Consider the following 20158-nt stretch of genomic DNA (forward strand, 5'->3'; position numbering starts at 1 on the left):
CCTATCCTCCCTGCATGGGTGCCAGGACCTCCAGCCGGTCACCGTCGCGCAGCGCCTGCGTCGGGCGGGACGCGGCGGGCAGGAAATCACCGTTCAGCGCTGTGGCCACGCGGGCCTCGCCCCAGCCCAGTTCGGACAGTGCGTCGGCCACGGTGGTGGCGGCGATGTCGCGGGGGGTTCCGTTGACCTCAATCCTCATGGACCAGTTCTCCCTTGGTTTCGGTGATCAGGTAATCGGCCGCCTGGCGCGCCAGCGCGGGGGCCATCAGGTATCCGTGACGAAACAGCCCGTTCAGGTGCAGCACCCGCCCTTGGACGGTCACGCGCGGGACGTTGTCGGGAAATGCCGGGCGCAGATCGGCGCCCATCTCGACGATGGCGCCCTCTGCAAAGCGGGGATCCAGCGCATAGGCCGCCGACAGCAGTTCCAGCACCGACCGAGCGGTGGGACGCGCACGGGATGCGCTTTCGATCTGGGTCGCGCCCAGCATGAACAGGCCGCCCGCGCGTGGCACGATGTACAGCGGATGACGCGGATGCAGCAGGCGGACCGGCCGCGTCAGGGCGATGTCGGGCGCGTGCAGAACGACCATCTCGCCGCGCACGCCGCGGAGGTCGGGCAGGGCGGCGGACAGTCCGCGGGCATCGATCACCGGGCCTGCGACGTCGCCGGGTTCGGCGGTCACGCATTCGATGCCGATGCCGCGCGCGGCCAGCCACGCGGCCAGATCCGCCAAGGCACGTCGGGGGTCCAGATGCGCCTCGGTTGGAAAGATCAGGCCGGGCCGGGGCTGCAGGTCTGGTTCCAGATCGGCGCTATCGCAGGGGTGATGCGCCGTGGCACGGCGCGCAAAGCGGGCCAGTTCCGCCCGGTCGCGGTCCAGCGCCAGGACCAGCGTGCCGCGCCGCGTGACGGGCGTGACGGCGGACCAGGCATCGGCGGCTTCTGCGCCAAGGCGGGTGATCACGGGGTCGGCGGTCACGCCTTCGCACTGCGGGGCCAGCATGCCGCCGGCCCACCATGAGCAGCCGTGTGGGCCGGGCGCGCCTTTGCGGTCCAGGATGCGCGGGGTCAGGCCGCGCTGCACCAGCACATGGGCCGCGAACAGCCCGGCCACGCCCGCGCCGATGATGGTGACATCAGCCATGCGACCAGACCGCATGGAAATGATGCACCGGCCCGTGCCCCGACCCCACGCACAGATCGTCGGCCGCCGCGATCGCGCGTTGCAGATAGCGGTGTGCGACCCCGACCGCCTGCTCCAGCGGCAGGCCGTGTGCCAGGCCGGCTGCGATGGCCGCCGACAGCGTGCAGCCAGTGCCATGCGTGTTGCGGGTGGACAGGCGTCGGGCGCTGAAAGGCGTCGCCCCCTGCGCGGTCACCAGAAGGTCGGTGCAGATCGCGCCCTCGCCATGCCCACCCTTCATCAGCACGGCCCCCGCGCCCATGGCGCGCAGCGCAGCACCCTGTTCGGCCATCTGGGCCGGGGTGGTGGCCGGGGCACAACCCAGCAGGCAGGCGGCCTCGGGCAGGTTCGGGGTCAGCAGCGTCGCGCAGCCCAACAGGGAACGTAGCGCGTCGATGGCATCGGGCGGCAGCAAGCGGTCGCCCGATTTCGCCACCATCACCGGGTCCAGCACGATGGGCAGGCCGCAGCCGTCCAGACCCCCGGCCACCGTGGCGACGGCCTGGGCCCCGCCCAGCATGCCCAGCTTGACCGCCCGGACGTCCAGATCGTCCAGAACGGCACGCATCTGCCCTGCGATCATCGCGAGGCTGGCCGGTTCGACCAAAGCCACGGTGCGGGTGTTCTGCGCCGTCAGCGCGGTCACGACGCTGGCGCCATAGCAGCCAAGGGCCGAAAAGGTCTTCAGATCCGCCTGAATGCCGGCGCCGCCGCCCGAATCGGACCCGGCGATGGTCAGGGCAATGGGTGCTGTCACGTCGTCCCCCGTAATGTGGCGGGTCGTGACCGGGCAAAGGGGTGGGGACACAGGGCGGGCCGATGGCCGCGCGGATATCTGCACCGTTCCCTCCGCCGGTATGACCCGGATCAGGTTCGATGGGTTGGCTGTCGCCTCTCAGCCCCTGTGACGGGACACCCCAACGGTTTGCCCCCCAAGGCTAGGCGCGGCGGGCCCGGGGCGCAAGGGGGGCTTTTCGCGCCCGCGCGATTGTCGCAGGATGGTGGGACAGCGGACGGGGGACAGATGGACAGGCGCGGGCTGGAGATGACGGTGCTGATGTCGCCGGACATGGCGAATTTCAGCGGCAAGGTGCATGGCGGCGCGCTTTTGGCCTGTCTGGACCGGGTGGCCTATGCGTGCGCGTCGCGCTGGTCTGGAGAATATGCGGTGACCCTGTCCGTCGACCAGGTGACCTTCAAGGAGGCCATCCACGTGGGAGAGCTGGTGACCTTTCGCGCGCGGGTGAACCATACCGGCCGCACCTCGATGGAGGTCGGCATCCGGGTCGAGGCCGAGAACATCCGCCGCGGCACCCGCAGGCATACCAATTCCTGCTATTTTACCATGGTCGCGGTCGACGAACGAGGCCATCCTGTGCCGGTCCCCAAGCCCGAGCTTGAGGACGACATCGACCGCCAGCGCTGGCGGTCGGCCGAGGTCAGGCGCACCATGCGGCGCGAGATCGCGGCCCGCCAGGAGGCCGCGTCGAACACCCCCTGATTGGGCGTGGACTTTGCGATCCAAACCGCGTAGGGAACCGCCTTTGGCCCTGCTAGTCCGGGGCGGCGGGTGCAGGGTGGGCCGGTCGCAGCGACGATAGGTGCCGCTCATCGGGTCGCTCACGGCCCCCGCATTTTGGCGAATCACATGACTGAACTGAATTTCCCCGCGCCGCTTCAGGCGGCGTTGGCCGACAAGGGCTATGAGACGTTGACTGCCGTGCAGTCGGCGGTGCTGGCGCCCGAGGCCGCGGGCCGCGACGTGCTGGTCTCGGCCCAGACCGGGTCGGGCAAGACCGTGGCCTTTGGCCTGGCGATGGGCGCGGACCTTCTGGACGGCGACCGCATCATCGCGGGCGAGCTGCCGCTGGCCCTGGCCATCGCGCCCACGCGCGAACTGGCGCTGCAGGTCGCGCGCGAGCTGGAATGGCTCTATGCCGGGACCGGCGCGCAGATCGCGACCTGCGTCGGCGGTATGGACTATCGCAACGAAAAGCGCGCCCTGCAACGCGGCGCGCAGATCGTGGTCGGCACGCCTGGCCGCCTGCGCGACCATATCGACCGCGGCAGCCTGGACCTGTCGGATCTGCGCGCGGCCGTCCTGGACGAGGCTGACGAGATGCTGGACCTGGGCTTCCGCGAGGACCTGGAGTTTATCCTGGGCGCCGCCCCGGTCGAGCGCCGCACGCTGATGTTCTCGGCCACGGTGCCGTCGGCGATCGAGAAGCTGGCCCGTGATTTCCAGCGCGACGCCCTGCGCATCGCCGCAATGGGCGAGGCGCGCCAGCATGGCGACATCGCCTATCGCGCCTATACCGTGACCGCCCGCGACCGCGAGCCCGCGATCTTCAACCTGCTGCGCATCCACGAGGCGCAGACCGCCATCGTCTTCTGCAAGACGCGGGCCAACGTGAACCATCTGCTGGCGCGCATGTCGAACCGGGGCTTCAAATGCGTGGCCCTGTCGGGCGAACTGTCCCAGCAGGAGCGGACCCACGCCCTGCAGGCGCTGCGTGACGGGCGCGCCCGCGTCTGCATCGCCACCGACGTGGCCGCGCGCGGCATCGACCTGCCGGGGCTGGAGCTGGTGATCCACGCGGACCTGCCGACCAACCCCGACACGATGCTGCACCGGTCGGGCCGCACCGGGCGTGCGGGCTCCAAGGGCGTGTCCGCGCTGATCGTGCCGTCGGCCGATTATCGTCGGGCACAGCGTCTGCTGCAGAACGCCAAGGTCTCGGCCGAATGGCTGGACGCGCCGACAGCGGACGAGGTGCGGGCGCGCGATGATCAGCGCATGCTGGACCATCCCGGCCTGCGTGAACCCGTGGGCGACGACGCCGCCCTGGCCGCGCAGCTGCTGGAGCAGTTCAGCGCCGAACAGGTCGCCGCCGCCTTCCTGCGCCTGTGGCGCGAAGGCCGCCCCGCTGCCGAGGAACTGTCCGAGGCGCATGCGCCCCCCGCACCGATGGCCCCCCGTGCGCAGCGCGAGTTCGGCCCGTCGGTCTGGTTCACGCTGTCGGTCGGTCATTCCGGTCGGGCCGAGGCGCGTTGGCTGCTGCCCAAGGTCTGTGATGCGGGCGGGATCACCCGCGACAGCATCGGTGCGATCCGCGTCAAGCAGGACCTGTCCTATATCCAGATCGCGTCGGAAGTCGCCGCCAAGTTCGGCGATTTCATCGAGATCACCCCGGAGGTCACCATGCGCCGCATGGACGGCGCCCCCGACCTGGACGCGCCGATCGAACGGGCGCCCCGTGCCCCGCGCACCGACAACCGTTCCGAGGGTCGCAAGCCCGCGCCGCGTGCCAAGCACGCCGCGTCGGACGAGGGTCACCACGCCCGCGTCAAGTCCGCCCGCGGCGGCTGGCTGCCCGATGATGCCCCTGCCGAACCGCGCGAGACCGGACCGCATGCGGCCGTGAAATCGTGGAAGAAGAAGTCGTCGGCCGACGCTGGCAAGGGCCCCAAGCCGGCCTGGGCCAAGTCCAGGCCCGCCGGCGACAAGGCGGGCGCCCCCAAGGCGCATCGCAAGGGACCCAAGCGGCCCGCCTGACCGGCAACTGCCTGCGGGGCCAAGCAACTGCCTGACAAACAGGCAGTGGGCCCTGCACGCTCTGCAATCCACATGGCCCTCGCGCCCGAAGCTCCCTTGCGGGGTTTCGGGCGCGACGCGTTCGGGGCATGGAATGTCGCAATTGATATTGCCAGTCGGGCAGGGCGACGCTTAACCTGATCCTTGCGCTGAATAACCAACGACATAACAGGGAGAGCGCTTTTGCTGGACGACCGCCACGGCGACGCATTCGTCGCCTTCGAGCATGTGCAAAAAAGCTATGATGGACAGACACTTGTCGTCAAAGACTTGAATCTGTCGATCGGACGGGGTGAATTTCTAACGATGCTGGGGCCGTCCGGTTCCGGCAAGACCACCTGCCTGATGATGCTGGCGGGCTTCGAGACCGCGACGAACGGAGAAATCCGTCTTGGCGGGCGTCCGATCAACCAGGTGCCGCCGCACAAGCGCGGGATCGGCATGGTGTTCCAGAACTATGCCCTGTTCCCGCACATGACCGTCGGAGAGAACCTGTCCTTTCCGCTGGAGGTCCGCGGGATGGGCAAGGACGAACGCCAGACGCGCATCGCCCGCGCGCTGGACATGGTCCAAATGGGCAAGTTCGCGAACCGGCGTCCGGCGCAGCTGTCCGGCGGGCAGCAACAGCGGATCGCCCTGGCCCGCGCGTTGGTCTTCGACCCCGAACTGGTGCTGATGGACGAGCCGCTTGGCGCCTTGGACAAGCAGCTTCGCGAGCATATGCAGTTCGAGATCAAGCACCTGCACGAGAAACTTGGAATCACCGTCGTCTATGTGACCCATGACCAGGGCGAGGCCCTGACCATGTCGGACCGCATCGCGGTCTTCAACGACGGTCGCATCCAGCAGCTGGCCCCGCCGTCCGACCTCTACGAGCGCCCCGAGAACAGCTTCGTCGCAAGCTTCATCGGAGAGAACAACGCCCTGGCTGGCACGATCGAGCAGCTGGATGGCGACAAGGCGCTGGTGCGGCTGGACGGGGGTGGGGTGATCGACGCGACCGCCGTGAACATCCGCGAGAGGGGTCAGCGCACGACCGTGTCGATCCGCCCCGAACGGGTCGAGTTCAAGCCCGAGATGATGTCCCAGGGCGCCCACACGATCGAGGCGCAGGTGATGGAGGTCATCTATATGGGCGACATCCTGCGCGCCCGGCTGAAGGTCGCCGGCAGCGACAATTTCGTCATGAAGATGCGCAACACGATCGGCCAGACCCGTCTGGACCCCGGCCAGGTCATCCGCATCGGCTGGCATCCCCAGGATGCCCGCGCGCTGGACCCGATCTGATCCCTTTTCCCAACCGGAGACTTCGATGAAGCGTTTTCTTGCACTCAGCACCGCGATGGGCCTGGTCGCCGGGCCGGCCCTGGCCGATGTGAACCTGCTGTCCTGGGGCGGCGCCTATGGCAACAGCCACTTGGAGGCCTATGCCAAGCCGTTCACGGCGGAAACGGGCATCAATGTCGTTATGTCGGATGCCGACAACCCCGCGACCCCGATCAAGGCGCAGGTCGAGGCAGGCAATGTCAGCGTCGATGTCGCGTCGGTCGAATATGCCGATGCGGTGCGCCTGTGCGACGAGGGCGCGCTGGAGATGATCGACCCCGCCATCCTGCTGCCGGCCGAGGACGGGACGGCAGCGGCCGACGACTTCATCGACGGCGCGGTGACCGAATGCTTTGTGGCGACCGACGTCTATTCGATGGTCCTGGCGTTCAACGAGACCGCCTTCCCGGAGGCCAAGCCCGCGACCCCTGCCGATTTCTTCGATCTGGAAGCGTTTCCGGGCAAGCGGACCATGCGCAAGGGCGCCAAGTTCAACCTTGAGCTGGCGCTGATGGCCGATGGCGTGCCCGCCGCCGAGGTCTATGACGTGCTGTCCACCCCGGAGGGCGTGGACCGCGCCTTTGCCAAGCTGGACACGATCAAGTCCGAGGTGATCTGGTGGGAGGCAGGCGCCCAGCCCCCGCAGCTGCTTGCCGATGGCGAGGTCAGCATGGCCTATGCCTTCAACGGCCGGATCTTCAACGCGGCGCAGGCCGACGGCCAGCCCTTCGAGATCATCTGGGACGCCCAGATCTATGAGATGGAGGGCTGGGTCGTGCCGAAGGGCGCGCCGAACCTGGAGCAGGCGATGGAATTCGTGGCCTGGACCACCGCGCCCGCGCCCCAGGCCCGCGCCGCCGAATTCATCAGCTATGGTCCGCCGCGCCGGTCCGCCGCCGCGATGGTCGGCAACATCGAGGGCACCGAGGAGCCGATGGGCCCCAACCTGCCCACCTTCGATGCGAACATGGCCGGGGCGCTGGCATCGGACCTGGATTTCTGGGTCGACCGCGACGCCGAGCTGATTGAGCGTTTCAACAGCTGGCTGGCCAGCTGATCCAGTTCGGACCGGGAGGGTTCGTCCCGCCCGGTCCGCGCCCCGCCAACGGGGCCAATGACAACGGGCAAAAATGCCCGAGACCAACCAACCGGGAGAACCAACGTGAAATCCACCCTGATCCTTTCGACCGCCCTGTGCGGCGTGGCCTTCGGCGCGATGGCGCAAGAGGTCAACGTCGTGTCCTGGGGCGGCGCCTACGAGGTCAGCCAGGTCGAGGCCTACAACAAGCCCTTCACCGCTGAGACCGGCATCACCGTCAACATGATCGCCGCCGACAACCCCGCGACGCCGCTGCGCGCCCAGGTCGAGGCCGGCAACGTCACGGGCGACGTCTTCGACGTCGAGGTCAGCGACGCGATCCGCCTGTGCGACGAGGGTGCGCTGGTCGAGATCGACCCCGCCGACCTGCCCAGTGCGCCCGACGGCACCGCTGCGGCAGATGATTTCGTGCCCGGCGCGCTGCAGGATTGCGCGGTCGCCAACATCGTCTGGGGCACGGTCATTTCGTTCAACACGACCAAGTTCGAGGGAGAGACCCCCAGCACGGCCTCCGATTTCTTCGACACCGAGACCTTCCCGGGCAAGCGCGGCCTGCCCAAGAACCCCAAGCGCACCCTGTATCTGGCGCTGATCGCCGACGGCGTGCCCGCGGCCGAGGTCTATGACGTGCTGTCCACCCCCGAGGGCGTGGACCGCGCCTTTGCCAAGCTGGACACGATCAAGGCCGACACCGTCTGGTGGGAGGCCGGCGCCCAGCCCGTGCAGCTGCTGGCCGACGGAGAGGTCAGCATGACCACCGTCTATAACGGTCGCGCCTTTGACGCGATGGTGGCCGAAAAGCAGCCCTTCGAGATCATCTGGGACGGCCAGTACCTGGACATGGACATGTTCGTGATCCCGGTCGATGCACCCAACCCGGACGCGGCGATGGAATACCTAAAATTCGCGACCGACACGCAGCGTCTGGCCGATCAGGCGAAATACATCGCCTATGGCCCGGCGCGGAAATCGTCGAACGAACTGGTCGGGCTGTACCAGGACGGCGTGACCGAGATGGCGCCGCACATGCCGACCAGTCCCGAGGCGCTGGCCAATGCGGTGACGGACGATCCGGAATTCTGGGCCGACCATTCCGCGGAACTGACCGAACGCTTCAACAGCTGGCTGGCCGCGTCCTGAACTGACACCCTGCCGCCCCCGCATCCGGGGGCGGCGGACCTGACTGCCCGGGGGACGACATGGCCGACGCCGCACTTGATCCACATGCCGCCATTGCCACCACCGCATCCGGTGTGGGGTCTGGCACGCTGACGACCGCCGACGGAATGCCGCTGGCCCGCGCCCTGGCGCACAGCCAGCGCCGGGCGCGACGGCGGGCCTTTCTGCTGGTTCTGCCGCTGTTGGCCTTCATCCTGATCACCTTCGTGGTGCCGATCGGGCAGATGCTGGCGCGGTCGTTTCACAATGACGGCTTTTCCGCCAACATGCCGCAGGTCTCGGCCTGGTTCGCATCGACGGAGCCCGGCACCGCGCCCGACGAGGCGGCTTGGACCGCATTGGCCCAGGACCTGATCGCCAGCGCCGATGCGCGCAGCATCGGGGTGGTGGGCACGCGGATCAACTATGACATGCCGGGGACGCGGTCGCTGTTCACCGCGACCGGGCGCCAGGTCCGCCGCGGGCTGGAGCCGCCCTATCAACAGGCCCTGCTGGAGATCAACGAGGATTGGGGCGACCCGCGCCTGTGGTCCGTCATGCGATCGGCATCGACGCCGGTCACGGCGAACTTCTATCTGGCAGCGGTCGACCGCACCCGGGACGAGGCCGGCAACATCCAGCAGGTCGCGGAACAGCAGCGGATCTATCTGACCCTGTTCTGGCGCACCTTCTGGCTGTCGGCGGTGATCACCGGCCTGACCTTCATCCTGGGCTTTCCCATCGCGCATCTGCTGGCGACGCTGCCCATGCGCAAGTCGAACCTGCTGATGATCCTGGTGCTGCTGCCGTTCTGGACGTCGCTTCTGGTGCGCACGACATCCTGGATGGTGCTGCTGCAGCAGCAGGGCGTGGTGAACGACATCCTGGTCTGGCTGGGTGTGATCGGCGGCGGGCAGCGGTTGCAGATGATCTATAACCAGACCGGCACGATCATCGCGATGACGCATATCCTGCTGCCCTTCATGATCCTGCCGCTGTATTCGGTGATGCGGACCATCAACCCCGCCTATGTCCGTGCGGCGCGCAGCCTGGGCGCGACAAGCTGGACCGCGTTCCGCCGGGTCTATTTTCCGCAGACCCTGCCGGGCCTGGGGGCGGGGGCGATGCTGGTCTTCATCCTGGCGGTCGGATACTACATCACACCCGCGCTGGTCGGCGGATCGTCGGGGCAGCTGATCTCGAACATGATCGCCCAGCACATGACCGGCACGCTGAACTGGTCGATGGCGGCGGCGCTGGCGGCCCTGCTGCTGGGGTCGGTGCTGATCCTCTATTGGCTCTACGACCGCCTTGTCGGCGTCGACAACCTGAAACTGGGGTAAGCGAATGGCTGTTCCGACCTATGCAAGCCCGCTGGAGCATGTCTGGCACTATACCTACCTGACGGTCTGCGCGCTGATCTTCGTGTTCCTGATCGCGCCGATCATCGTGATCATCCCGCTGTCGTTCAACGCCGAGCCCTATTTCACGTTCACCGACCGGATGCTGTCGCTCGACCCTGACGGCTACAGCATGCGGTGGTATTCCAGCCTGCTGACCTTCGGGATGCAGAACCCGGATTCGACGGGCTGGGCCTTCTGGTCGGATGCCTGGGCGAATGCGAAATGGGTGCAGGCGGCCAAGAACTCGATCATCATCGGGGTATGTTCGACCATCGTGGCGACGGTTCTGGGAACGCTGGCGGCCCTGGGCCTGTCGCGGCCCGAGATGCCGTTCCGCCGGGCGATCATGGCGATCCTGATCTCTCCGATGATCGTGCCGCTGATCATCACGGCGACGGGGATGTTCTTCTTCTACTCGAACCCCTGCGAACTGCTGGCGCTGGTCGGGCTGTCGCCGGAATGCGGGCGGCTGGCGGGAACCTATCTGGGGGTGATCCTGGCCCATGCGACCCTGGGTATTCCCTTCGTGATCATCACCGTCACCGCGACGCTGGTGGGGTTCGATCAGTCGCTGAACCGTGCGGCGGCCAGCCTGGGGGCCAATCCGCGCACGACCTTCTTCAAGGTGACGATGCCGCTGATCCTGCCAGGCGTGGTGTCGGGGGCGTTGTTCGCCTTCGTCACGTCGTTCGATGAGGTCGTGGCGGTGCTGTTCATCGCCGGTCCCGATCAGCAGACCATTCCGCGCCAGATGTGGAACGGCATTCGTGAACAGATCAGCCCGGCCATCCTGGCGGTGGCGACGCTGCTGGTGATCTTCTCGATCGCGCTGCTGACCACGGTGGAACTGCTGCGCCGGCGGTCCGAGCGTATCCGGGGCGTCACGCCTCGATGACGCCCGAAGAGCTGGAGGACGAGGGCGCGCGTCCTGCGCCCCCGTCCTATCCCGCCATCACGCGGGCCGAGCGCGCACATGGCCGGCGCCTGGCCGCCATCCATGACATGTACCGGGCCGAACTGGACGGCGTGCAGCGGCTGCTGGTTCAGGTCCGGGCCGCGCAGGCCAATCCGTCCTTGGTCGCACCGGCGGTGGCCGGGACGGCGCTGGCGCGCAACATGGCGCAGTTCGGCACTGCCTGCGGCCGCGACTGCGCGCTTTTGCAGAACCATCACGACATTGAGGAGCAGTGGATGTTTCCGGCCCTTGCGGAGCGGGGCGGGTCGGCACTGGCCCCGGTGATCCGTCGGCTGAAGGCCGAGCATGAGGTGATCCACAGGTTGATCGGCGCGTTGCACGAGGCGGCACAGGCGCTTGTCGCGGATCGGGGGCCAGCGGCGCTCGATCTGTGTGCGGAGCGGTTCGCGGCGCTGGACCGGGCGATCCGGTCGCATTTCGGGTACGAGGAGCGGGCGCTGGAGGAGCCTTTGGGGGCGCTTCGCGTACCCATCTGAGGCAGGTTGCGTCCCGCGACGGCGGGGGGCCGGCCCCCCGCACCCCCCGCCGGGGAGCCTGCGGCCCCCCGGACCCCCGCGACGCCTCAGGGCAGCAATGCCAGCCAAATCCAGATCGTCAGCGTGGACAGCGCCGTGGCGATCAGCACGCTGGAGGCTGCGACACGCTTGGCCACGCCGTAGACATTGGCGAACAGATAGGCGTTCACGCCCGGGGCCATCGACGCCGTCAGCACGGCCGAGCGCATGCCGTCGCGGTCGAGATCCAGCGCCCAGGCCGTACCGAAGGTGATCGCGGGATGCAGGATCAGCGATGCGGAGCAGCACAAGGCGATGGTCGCCATGTCGCCTTCAGGACGATAGCGATAAAGGACGCCGCCAAGGCCGAACAGTGCGGCGGGCAGGGCGGCGCGCGCGATCATGTCGGCGGCGTCCCAGAACCCCTGCGGCAGGGCCAGCCCCGCTTGCGACAGCAGGTTCACCGACAGGCCCGCGATGATGCCGATGACCAGCGAGGTGCGCAGCACCCCCGTCAGCGCACGCAGGGCCACGCGCCCGACCGACAGGCCACTGCCGCGGGCGCGAGTGAACTCCATCACCGTGATCCCGAAGGTGTAGAGCATCGGCGAATGGATCGCGATGATCGCCCAGTTCCCGGCCAGCGCATCCGGGCCATAGGCGCGTTCCGTGATCGGTACGCCCAAGAGCAACGTGTTCGAGAAAAGGCACACGAACCCGATCGCCACGCAGTCCACCGGCGGCCTGCCGAACAGGAACCGGGCGCCCCCCCAACCCGCCGCAAAGGCCGCGAAGGCGCCGGCATAGAAGGGGATCAGCAGCTGGGCGCGAAACTCGGTGCCCAGGTCCAGGCGCGCCATCGACACGAAGAGCAGCGTGGGGACTGCGAAGTTCTGCGCGAAATTCATCAGCCCGTCGACACCGCTGGCCGAGAACCAGCCCCGCCATGCCACCAGATAGCCGAAGCCCACGATCAGGAAGACGGGCAGGATGATCGTGAACAGCGCCGTCATGTCGCGGCGGGCACGGTGATCTGCATGCCGTCGAAGGCGGGCTCGACATGGTCCGGGGTCTGGGCTGCGACCGCGGCATAGTCCATGTCGATATGCATGTTCGTCAGCACCGCGCGGGGGCTGCGCGCGCGGGCGATCCAGTCCAGCGACAGGGCCAGGTGGGCATGGCTGGGATGGGGTTCATGGCGCAGGGCGTCGATGACGAAGACCGGCGCATCCTCGATCAGCGGCCATGCGGCGTCGGGAATGTCCGAGACGTCGGGCAGATAGACCAGACCGCCGATGCGGAAGCCCAGGGCGGTGATCTCTCCGTGCTGGACGCGGAACGGGGTCAGCGTCACTGGGCCGCCGGGGCCGTCGATGGTGATCGGGCCGTCGATCGCATGCAGCGCGCAGATCGGGGGATAGAGACTGCCCTCGGGCGTCTCGAACACATAGCCGAAGCGGGTCGTCAGCGCTTCGGCAGTGGGCTGATCGGCCCAGACCGGCAGGATGCGGCGCGCGTTGAAGACCAGCTGGCGCAGGTCGTCGATGCCGTGGACATGATCGGCATGGGCATGGGTATAGACCACGGCGTCCAGCGTCGCCACGCCCGCGTCCAGCATCTGCGGAACCAGGTCGGGGCCAGTGTCGATCAACACCTGGGTGGTGCCGTCCGGCCCGTCGCGTTCGACCAGCAGCGAACAGCGGCGGCGGCGGTTTCGCGGGTTTTCCGGGTCGCAGGCGCCCCATCGGTTGCCAAGGCGCGGCACCCCGCCGGACGATCCGCAGCCCAGGATCGTGGCGCGGATCGTGGCGCTCATCGGGCGGCCTTCCAGAACAGGCGTTCGAAATTGGCCTCGGTTCGGGCGGCGAAATCGGGCAGGGACAGGCCGAACAGGTCCGCGCCCACCGCGGCGGTATGGGCGACATAGGCGGGTTCGTTCCGGCGCCCGCGATGCGGGGGCGGGGCCAGATAGGGGCTGTCGGTCTCGACCAGGATGCGGTCGAGCGGCGCGGCCTTGAAGATGTCGCGCAGATCGGACGACCGCGGAAAGGCCGCGATGCCCGACATCGACAGGTAGAACCCCAGGTCCAGCGCCGCCTGCGCCAGCGCGGGGGTCGAGCTGAAGCAGTGCATGACGCAGGTATATTCGCCGGCGCAATGTTCCTCGGCCAGGATGCGCGCCATATCGTCATCGGCGTCGCGGGCGTGAATGATCAGGGGCAGGCGCGTCCGACGCGCGGCCTCGATATGAATGTGCAGGCTGTCCTGTTGCGCCTGCGCGCTTTCGGCGGTGTAGTGGTAATCCAGCCCCGTCTCGCCGATGGCCACGAATCTCGGGTGATCGGCCAGGGCCACCAGTTGATCGACGGTGGCCATGGGTTCATCCGCGACGCTCATCGGGTGGGTGCCCGCGGCATAGAAGACGCCGTCATGGGCCTCGGCCAGGGCGCGCACGGCGGGTTCCTGGCGCAGGCGGGTGCAGATGGTGACCATCCGTCCGACGCCCGCGGAACGGGCACGATGGATCAGGGCTGCGTGTTCGCCGTCGAAATCGGGAAAATCCAGGTGGCAATGGCTGTCGGTCAGCCGGAGGGCCGCATCGGTCATCGGTCAGGCCTTGGTCAGGGACGCTTGCGCGGGCGGCAGCTGCGCCAGTTCCAGCACCATATCCATGACCAGCGCGGCAGGGTCAAGGTTGACCACCCGTCCCGTGCGGGCACGCGCCGACAGGCGGGCCTGCGCCTCGGCCCAGATGCGGGCGGCGTGGTCGTCGGGTGACAGCCGCGCCATCAAAGCCCCTTCGCCGCGCGCGGCCTGGGGCAGCGGCGCGCCCATCAGCCCCGCCCGCGCCAGCCGGGTAACGAAGCGGTCCAGCACGGTGATGGTCAGATCGAACGGGTCACCGTCGGCGCCAGCGCGCCCCGCCGCGCCATCGGCGAATTTGGAGGCCGCCAGCCGGTCCAGCCGGGGCAGGGTGGCGAACAGGTCGACCAGGTCCTGATAGCGGTCAAGACCCCCCTGGCCGGCCAGCCGCAGCGCCTCTCCGACCGATCCGTCGGACAGGGCCGACAGCGCCTCGGCATCCTCGTTCAGGCCCATGTCGGACAGGATCGCCGACATCTGTCGCGGTGGCAGCGGCGACAGGCGCAGTGTGCGGCAGCGCGACCGGATCGTGGGTAGCAGGCGTGCGGGCTGATGCGCGATCAGCAGGATCAGCGCATCCGACGGCGGCTCCTCCAGCACCTTCAGAAGGGCGTTGGCGGCGGGGATGTTCATCTCGTCGGCGGCATCGATGATCGCCACGCGGCGACCGCCTTCGGCAGCCGAGAGGTGGAAGAAGGACAGCAGCTTGCGGATCTCGTCCACGGTGATCTCGGCGCGCAGGCGGCTGGTCTTGTCGTCCCAGGGGCGGCGGATCAGGGCCAGGCGCGGCTCGGACAGGGCGGCGATGCGGCGGGCCTCTGGCGTGTCGGGATCGACGGCCAGATCGGCCCGCCCGGTCTCGGCCAGCAGCCAGCGCGCGATGGCCCAGGCCAGCGTCGCCTTGCCCACGCCCCGCGGCCCGGTCAGCAGCCAGGCATGATGCAGCCGGTCGCCCTGCGCGGCCTGCAGAAACGCCGCCGCAGCCGCGTCCTGACCGATCACGCGCGTCGCGTGACGCGGATGGGGTGCGCCCGGGACCCGGTCGGGTTCGGGAATGTCGGCGGCCTCGGTCTTCACAACGCGGCCATGATGCGGGCGGACACGTCCGCGGCGCTGCCTCTGCCGTCGATCAGCCGGACGCGGTCGGGATATTCGGCGGCCAGCGCGCGAAAGCCCGTCGCCAGCCGCTGCTGGAAAGCCAGCCCCAGGCTTTCGAAGCGGTCCTCGGCCCCGCCGCGCGCAGTGCCGCGGGCAAGCCCCGTTTCTGGGTCGATGTCGATGACGAAGGTCCGGTCCGGCTCGACCCCGATCATCAACGCGTGCAGCCGGTCCACCATGTCCCGCAGGTCACCCCGCGCCGCACCCTGATAGACGCGGGTGCTGTCGGCGAACCGGTCGGTCACGACGACATGGCCCGCTTTCAGCGCGGGTCGGATCGTGCGTTCCAGATGATCGCGCCGGGCGGCGGTGAACAGCAGGCATTCCGTCTCGGGCGACCACCGTTCGCCTGCCCCCTCGACCAGCAGGCGGCGGATCTCCTCGGCGCCTGGGCTGCCGCCCGGCTCGCGGGTCAGCACGACCTCGCGGCCCTGCGCCCGCAGCGCGTCGGCCAGCAGGCGGGACTGGGTGGACTTACCGCAGCCGTCGATGCCTTCCAGGCTGATCAGCATCAGCCGGTGACGGCGGTGATGGCACGCTGGCCAAGCTGCATCACGGCCCCCTTCATGCGGCCCACCAGCCCGGCCTCGGGGACGTCCTGCGTGGCGATCAGGGGCGTGACGGTGTCGCGCGTGCCGGGGATGGTCACGACCAACTGGCCAAGGCGGTCCCCCCTCGCGATGGGCGCTGGAACGGGAGAGTCGTAGACGACCTCGACCTTGACCTGGTCCTGGACGCCGGCGGGAACCAGGACGTTGACGCCGTTCTGGGTGGTCAGGCCGACGCGCGACACGGTGCCCAGCCAGACGGGGGCCTGCGCCACGTCCTCTCCGGCGGGGACCAGGGTGCGCATGCTGAATTCGCGGAATGCCCAGTTGACCAGGCGTTCGGATTCCTCGGCCCGGGCACGGTCGCTTGTCAGGCCGGTGATGACGAAGATGATGCGACGCCCGTCCTGGATGGCCGACCCGACCAGGCCGTATCCGGCCTCCTGGGTGTGGCCGGTCTTCAGCCCGTCGGCGGTCCATTCGCCCGTGCCGATGGACAGCAGCGGGTTGCGGTTGCCCGCGTTCGACGGCACGCGGCCCTTGTAGTTGAACGAAGTCATGGCGAAGTTCGGATAGAGATCCGGGAATTCCGTGATGATGTAGGTAGCCAGCAGACCCAGATCCTCCATCGACATGCGATGTCCCGGATCGGGCCAGCCCGAGGCGTTCGTCAGCGTCGTGTGGGTCAGTCCCAGCTGCGCCGCGCGTTCGTTCATCTGGCGGGCAAAGGCCTCTTCGGTCCCGGCCAGGCCCTCGGCCACGACGACGCAGGCGTCGTTGCCGGAATTGATGATAATGCCGTGGATCAGATCCTCGACCGAGGGGCGGTCGGCTGGTTCCACGAACATCTTGGACCCGCCCATGCGCCACGCCTTCTCGGACACCGGAAAGGTCGTGTCCATGCTTACGCGGCCGTCGCGCAGCGCCTCGAACAGCATGGTCAGGGTCATCAGCTTGGACATCGAGGCCGGGGGAAGCGGCGTCTCGGCGTTCTTCTCCATCAGCACGGTGCCGGTCTGGACGTCATAGACCCACGCGGCCGATGCTGTCGTGTCAAAGGCCTTGGCGGGGGCCGTCATGGCCAGCACGGCCGCCACCCAGATCAGGAATCCGCGCATGATAAGTCCCCCTAGGTTGTTTTCCATGATGGTTACATCAACCCAATCCGCCCCGCAACGCGCCATGGCCGGGACGGGGCAATCGTGATCAGTTTCCCGTGGCCTCGCGCCAGTGCTTGCGGCAGAGCGAGACATAGGTCTCGTTCCCGCCGACCTGCACCTGCGCGCCCTCGGTGATCGCCTGTCCCGCCTCGTTGCGGCGGATGACCATGGTGGCCTTCTTGCCGCAATGACAGATGGTGCGCACCTCGCGCATGTCGTCGGCCAGCGCCAGCAGGGCAGCGGATCCCGGAAACAGCATGCCCCGGAAATCGACCCGCAGCCCATAGCACATCACCGGAATGCCCAGGTCGTCGGCCACGCGGGCCAGCTGCCAGACTTGGTCCGCGGTCAGGAACTGCGCCTCGTCGACGAACACGCAGGCGGGGCGTGGCGCGGTCTGCGCCACCAGCGTCAGCAGGTCGGACGCGCTGTCAAAGGACAGCGCCTCGTCGGCGATGCCGATCCGGCTGGCGATGCGCCCCTTGCCGGCGCGGTCGTCCAGCGCCGCGGTCAGCAGCAGCGTCTCCATCCCGCGTTCGCGATAGTTGTAGGACGCCTGCAGCAGCAGCGTGCTCTTGCCCGCGTTCATCGTCGAATAGTTGAAATACAGCTTTGCCATGGTGCCCGGCCCATACCCGCGCGCATCACGCGCGACAAGCGAAAGCCGCCGGAGATTGCGCCCCGGCGGCCCGTTCGTTGTCCAGATACCCATTCCGCCTTGCGGCAGGGATCAGGCGGTGCGGCTCTTGGGCGCGCGCGACGGGCGGCGTGCCGGACGCTTGTGGGCGCCCCCGTCCATCGGCTTGCCGCGTCCGCGCTGTGCACCTCCGGCAGGACCCGCCGCTGCGGCCGCAGCAGCCGAGGGCACGTCGCCGCCGATCACCGGAATGGCGTTCTTCATGGCCTTCTCGATGGCGCGCAGCTCTCCCAGTTCGGCAGGCGAGCAGAAGGCCACGGCGCGACCGTCACGACCCGCACGCGCCGTCCGGCCGATGCGGTGGACATAGTTCTCGGGGACGTTCGGCAGGTCGTAGTTATAGACATGCGCGACCTCGGGGATGTCCAGGCCGCGGGCGGCCACGTCGGTGGCGACCAGCACCTTGGTCTCTCCCTTGCGGAAGGCCTCCAGCGCACGCTCGCGCTGGCCCTGGCTCTTGTTGCCGTGGATCGCGGCGACCGCGAAGCCCCACTTTTCCAGCAGCTTGGCCAGCTTTTCGCAGCCGTGCTTGGTGCGGCCGAAGACCATCGCCAGCTCGTTGGTGTGCTTGGACATGTATTCGGCCAGCAGCGTGGCTTTGTCGCCCTGGCTGACGAAGTGGACACCCTGTTCGATCTTCTTGGCGGCCTGGCCCGGCGGGTTGACGGCGACCTTGACCGGGTTGGTCAGGTAGGTGTCCGACAGTTCCGACATCAGCTTGGGCATGGTGGCCGAGAACATCAGCGTCTGGCGTTCACGGGGCAGCATCCGCGCGATCTTGCGCAGCGTATGGATGAAGCCGATGTCCAGCATCTGGTCGGCCTCGTCCAGCACCAGATAGGTGGTGGCCTCCAGGCTGATCGCACGGCGCTCGATCAGGTCCATCAGGCGGCCCGGGGTGGCGATCAGCACGTCCACGCCGCGCGACAGCCGCTCGGTCTGGGTGTTGATCGAGGCGCCGCCCACGACGCGGAACGACCGGATCGGCGTGCCTTCGGCATAGGCGTCGATGTTCGTCGCGATCTGGGTGGCCAGTTCGCGGGTCGGTGCCAGGATCAGCGCGCGGCAGGTCTTGGGGTCGGGCTTCTTGCCATAGTTGATCAGGCGGGTCAGCATCGGCAGGCCGAAGGCCGCCGTCTTGCCGGTGCCGGTCTGGGCCAGGCCCAGCACGTCGCGGCCCTGCACGATGGCGGGAATGCCCTGTTCCTGGATCGGGGTGGGCGTGGTCAGGCCCATCGCGATGATGTTGGCGTTGATGCGGTGGTCGATCCCCATATCCGCGAAGGGACCTGTGATGACGGGTTCGCGGGCGGGGGCGCGGCGGCCTTCGTTGGCCTGGATCGGCGGGCGGGCGGGGGTGGACTTGCCGCCACGGTTGGGGCGGCGGCGGGTGTTGTTCTGTTCCATCAGGATCTTTCGTCCCTTCCGTCCCCCGTATCGGACGCAAAGGCAGGGGCCCCGCGCAGGGCGCGGCCAGTGGCAGGGGTGCAGGCGCGATACGAGGATGCCTGCTGCCTCCCCGCGTGAATGGGAAACTGGATTGGGTGTCGGCGTCATCGGGCAGGGGCCCAAGGCTGCTCACGCGGCAGCGGACGGCGATGGGGGTCAGATGGGCGGAAATGACGTGAAAGTCAAGCCCCGTCAGGCACGGTCCTGGATGGTCAGGCGCGGTCGGCGCTGTCCATCCAGATCGTCACGGGCCCGTCATTGACCAAAACCACCTGCATATCCGCGCCAAAGCGCCCGGTTTCGGTGGGGACCCCCAGGTCGCGCAGCGCCTGAGCGAAGCGTTCGTACAGGCGCCGGCCATCGTCGGGCGCGGCGGCCGAGGAGAAGCCGGGGCGGTTGCCGCTGCGGGTGTCGGCGGCCAGGGTGAACTGGCTGACGACCAGCGCCGTCCCGCCCGTGTCCAGCACCGACCGGTTCATCCGCCCCTGATCGTCGCGGAAGATGCGCAGCCGCGCGACCCGCCCGGCCAGTGCCGTGGCGGCCGCGTCGTCGTCGCCCCGCATGGCGCAGGCCAGGATCAGCAGGCCCGGCCCGGTCTGCCCCACGATCTGGGCGTCGACGGTGACGCTGGCTTGGGTGACACGCTGGATCAGGACCCTCATCGTCGGGTCACCGGGCCAGCACGATGCCGATCACGACCATCATCAGGCCGATGACCGATGCCGCCAGCGCGCCCATGTTCACGGCCAGCACGCTGCGCATCTTCTCGCGCAGCGCCGCGTCGTCCAGGCCCCGCGCGCGGGCGCGGCTGACGGTCCAGATGCACCAGACAAGGGCGCCCAGCCCGATCAGGGTCAGGGCCGCGCCGCTCCAGATGATCCAGTCGAACAGGGTCATGGTCGTCTCCTTGCGCAAAGCGGGGTTTCGCGACCGTCCCCTAGCGGCGATTGCACCCCGCAACAAGACCGCCTAACACCCGGTGCAAACGCGCAAGAAGGGACGAATCCGATGCAGGACGATCAAGCCTATGGGGTGGCCGCGGACGAGCTGCGCCAGTTCATCGAACAGTTCGAGCAGCTTGAGGCCGAAAAGAAGGACATCGCCGAACGCCAGAAAGAGGTGATGGCCGAGGCCAAGGCCCGCGGATACGACACCAAGGTGATGAAGCAGATCATCGCCCTGCGCCGCCGCGACAAGGACGACATCGCCGAGGAAGAGGCGATCCTGGACATGTACAAGGCCGCCCTGGGCATGGTCTGACGCAC

22 protein-coding genes and 1 riboswitch are annotated in these 20158 nt (G+C 68.3%); of the genes, 9 read left to right on the forward strand and 13 right to left on the reverse strand.

All coding sequences use genetic code 11. The features are described from left to right. Position 1 precedes the first annotated feature (1 nt). The 3 genes from thiS to thiD are packed head-to-tail and all read right to left on the reverse strand — an operon-like array spanning position 2 to position 1944. A complete protein-coding gene (gene thiS / locus SY26_RS01555; RefSeq protein ID WP_045999002.1) occupies positions 2 to 199 on the reverse strand; it encodes a sulfur carrier protein ThiS in 198 nt (65 codons plus the stop codon). Further along, entirely contained in the window at positions 189 to 1148 is a 960-nt protein-coding gene (locus SY26_RS01560; RefSeq protein ID WP_045999003.1) for an FAD-dependent oxidoreductase, read from the reverse strand. The genes thiS and SY26_RS01560 overlap by 11 nt, the downstream gene beginning before the upstream one ends. Next, a complete protein-coding gene (gene thiD, locus SY26_RS01565) occupies positions 1141 to 1944 on the reverse strand; it encodes a bifunctional hydroxymethylpyrimidine kinase/phosphomethylpyrimidine kinase (RefSeq protein ID WP_084693636.1) in 804 nt (267 codons plus the stop codon). Before thiD ends, SY26_RS01560 begins: the two co-directional genes overlap by 8 nt. 70 nt (positions 1945 to 2014) lie before the next feature. Further along, a riboswitch (TPP riboswitch) is annotated at positions 2015 to 2117 on the reverse strand. A gap of 94 nt (positions 2118 to 2211) precedes the next feature. On the opposite strand from thiD, the gene SY26_RS01570 reads away from it, so the two are divergent. The 8 genes from SY26_RS01570 to SY26_RS01605 all read left to right on the forward strand — a co-directional run bounded on the left by SY26_RS01570 (position 2212) and on the right by SY26_RS01605 (position 11220). Continuing rightward, entirely contained in the window at positions 2212 to 2688 is a 477-nt protein-coding gene (locus tag SY26_RS01570) for an acyl-CoA thioesterase (RefSeq protein WP_045999004.1), read from the forward strand. A gap of 147 nt (positions 2689 to 2835) precedes the next feature. Then, positions 2836 to 4743 carry a DEAD/DEAH box helicase gene (locus SY26_RS01575; RefSeq protein ID WP_045999005.1) on the forward strand — a complete coding sequence of 636 codons (1908 nt, stop codon included), beginning with the start codon at positions 2836 to 2838 and terminating at the stop codon, positions 4741 to 4743. Between the two features lie 222 nt (positions 4744 to 4965). After that, complete coding sequence (locus tag SY26_RS01580; RefSeq protein ID WP_045981305.1) at positions 4966 to 6069, forward strand: ABC transporter ATP-binding protein; 1104 nt, start codon at positions 4966 to 4968, stop codon at positions 6067 to 6069. 25 nt (positions 6070 to 6094) lie between these two features. Further along, on the forward strand, positions 6095 to 7165 hold the full coding sequence (locus tag SY26_RS01585) for an ABC transporter substrate-binding protein (protein ID WP_045981304.1): 1071 nt from the start codon (positions 6095 to 6097) through the stop codon (positions 7163 to 7165). A gap of 105 nt (positions 7166 to 7270) precedes the next feature. Beyond that, positions 7271 to 8347 (forward strand): ABC transporter substrate-binding protein, encoded by a 1077-nt coding sequence (locus tag SY26_RS01590; RefSeq protein WP_157020379.1) that lies wholly within the window; start codon positions 7271 to 7273, stop codon positions 8345 to 8347. A 59-nt stretch (positions 8348 to 8406) separates the two neighbouring features. Continuing rightward, entirely contained in the window at positions 8407 to 9708 is a 1302-nt protein-coding gene (locus SY26_RS01595) for an ABC transporter permease (protein WP_045999007.1), read from the forward strand. Between the two features lie 4 nt (positions 9709 to 9712). Further along, positions 9713 to 10663: an ABC transporter permease gene (locus SY26_RS01600; RefSeq protein WP_045999008.1), complete on the forward strand. Its 951-nt coding sequence runs from the start codon at positions 9713 to 9715 to the stop codon at positions 10661 to 10663. Beyond that, positions 10660 to 11220 (forward strand): hemerythrin domain-containing protein, encoded by a 561-nt coding sequence (locus tag SY26_RS01605; RefSeq protein WP_045999009.1) that lies wholly within the window; start codon positions 10660 to 10662, stop codon positions 11218 to 11220. Before SY26_RS01600 ends, SY26_RS01605 begins: the two co-directional genes overlap by 4 nt. Positions 11221 to 11306: 86 nt before the next feature. On the opposite strand, the gene SY26_RS01610 is transcribed toward SY26_RS01605, so the two are convergent. The 10 genes from SY26_RS01610 to SY26_RS01655 all read right to left on the reverse strand — a co-directional run bounded on the left by SY26_RS01610 (position 11307) and on the right by SY26_RS01655 (position 19790). Further along, positions 11307 to 12251 (reverse strand): AEC family transporter, encoded by a 945-nt coding sequence (locus SY26_RS01610; protein ID WP_045999010.1) that lies wholly within the window; start codon positions 12249 to 12251, stop codon positions 11307 to 11309. Continuing rightward, positions 12248 to 13054 (reverse strand): MBL fold metallo-hydrolase, encoded by an 807-nt coding sequence (locus SY26_RS01615; RefSeq protein WP_045999011.1) that lies wholly within the window; start codon positions 13052 to 13054, stop codon positions 12248 to 12250. The genes SY26_RS01610 and SY26_RS01615 overlap by 4 nt, the downstream gene beginning before the upstream one ends. Then, positions 13051 to 13845 (reverse strand): TatD family hydrolase, encoded by a 795-nt coding sequence (locus SY26_RS01620; protein WP_045999012.1) that lies wholly within the window; start codon positions 13843 to 13845, stop codon positions 13051 to 13053. The genes SY26_RS01615 and SY26_RS01620 overlap by 4 nt, the downstream gene beginning before the upstream one ends. 3 nt (positions 13846 to 13848) lie before the next feature. Further along, complete coding sequence (locus SY26_RS01625; protein ID WP_045999013.1) at positions 13849 to 14958, reverse strand: DNA polymerase III subunit delta'; 1110 nt, start codon at positions 14956 to 14958, stop codon at positions 13849 to 13851. Continuing rightward, positions 14955 to 15551, reverse strand: a complete 597-nt coding sequence (gene tmk / locus SY26_RS01630) for a dTMP kinase (RefSeq protein WP_045981295.1) — start codon at positions 15549 to 15551, stop codon at positions 14955 to 14957. Before tmk ends, SY26_RS01625 begins: the two co-directional genes overlap by 4 nt. After that, on the reverse strand, positions 15551 to 16705 hold the full coding sequence (locus SY26_RS01635) for a D-alanyl-D-alanine carboxypeptidase family protein (RefSeq protein ID WP_045999014.1): 1155 nt from the start codon (positions 16703 to 16705) through the stop codon (positions 15551 to 15553). The genes tmk and SY26_RS01635 overlap by 1 nt, the downstream gene beginning before the upstream one ends. A gap of 88 nt (positions 16706 to 16793) precedes the next feature. After that, positions 16794 to 17366 (reverse strand): thymidine kinase, encoded by a 573-nt coding sequence (locus SY26_RS01640; RefSeq protein WP_045999015.1) that lies wholly within the window; start codon positions 17364 to 17366, stop codon positions 16794 to 16796. Positions 17367 to 17477: 111 nt separating this feature from the next. Continuing rightward, positions 17478 to 18851 carry a DEAD/DEAH box helicase gene (locus SY26_RS01645; RefSeq protein WP_084693637.1) on the reverse strand — a complete coding sequence of 458 codons (1374 nt, stop codon included), beginning with the start codon at positions 18849 to 18851 and terminating at the stop codon, positions 17478 to 17480. Positions 18852 to 19105: 254 nt separating this feature from the next. After that, positions 19106 to 19555: a D-aminoacyl-tRNA deacylase gene (gene dtd, locus SY26_RS01650; RefSeq protein WP_045999016.1), complete on the reverse strand. Its 450-nt coding sequence runs from the start codon at positions 19553 to 19555 to the stop codon at positions 19106 to 19108. Between the two features lie 7 nt (positions 19556 to 19562). After that, a complete protein-coding gene (locus SY26_RS01655) occupies positions 19563 to 19790 on the reverse strand; it encodes a hypothetical protein (protein WP_045999017.1) in 228 nt (75 codons plus the stop codon). A gap of 111 nt (positions 19791 to 19901) precedes the next feature. Here SY26_RS01655 and SY26_RS01660 point away from each other — a divergent pair, with 111 nt between their 5' ends. After that, complete coding sequence (locus SY26_RS01660; RefSeq protein WP_042248738.1) at positions 19902 to 20153, forward strand: DUF2312 domain-containing protein; 252 nt, start codon at positions 19902 to 19904, stop codon at positions 20151 to 20153. The last annotated feature ends 5 nt before the right edge of the window (positions 20154 to 20158 follow it).

The organism is Paracoccus sp. 228 (assembly GCF_000967825.1).
In the GTDB taxonomy this organism is placed as follows: Bacteria; Pseudomonadota; Alphaproteobacteria; order Rhodobacterales; family Rhodobacteraceae; genus Paracoccus; species Paracoccus marcusii.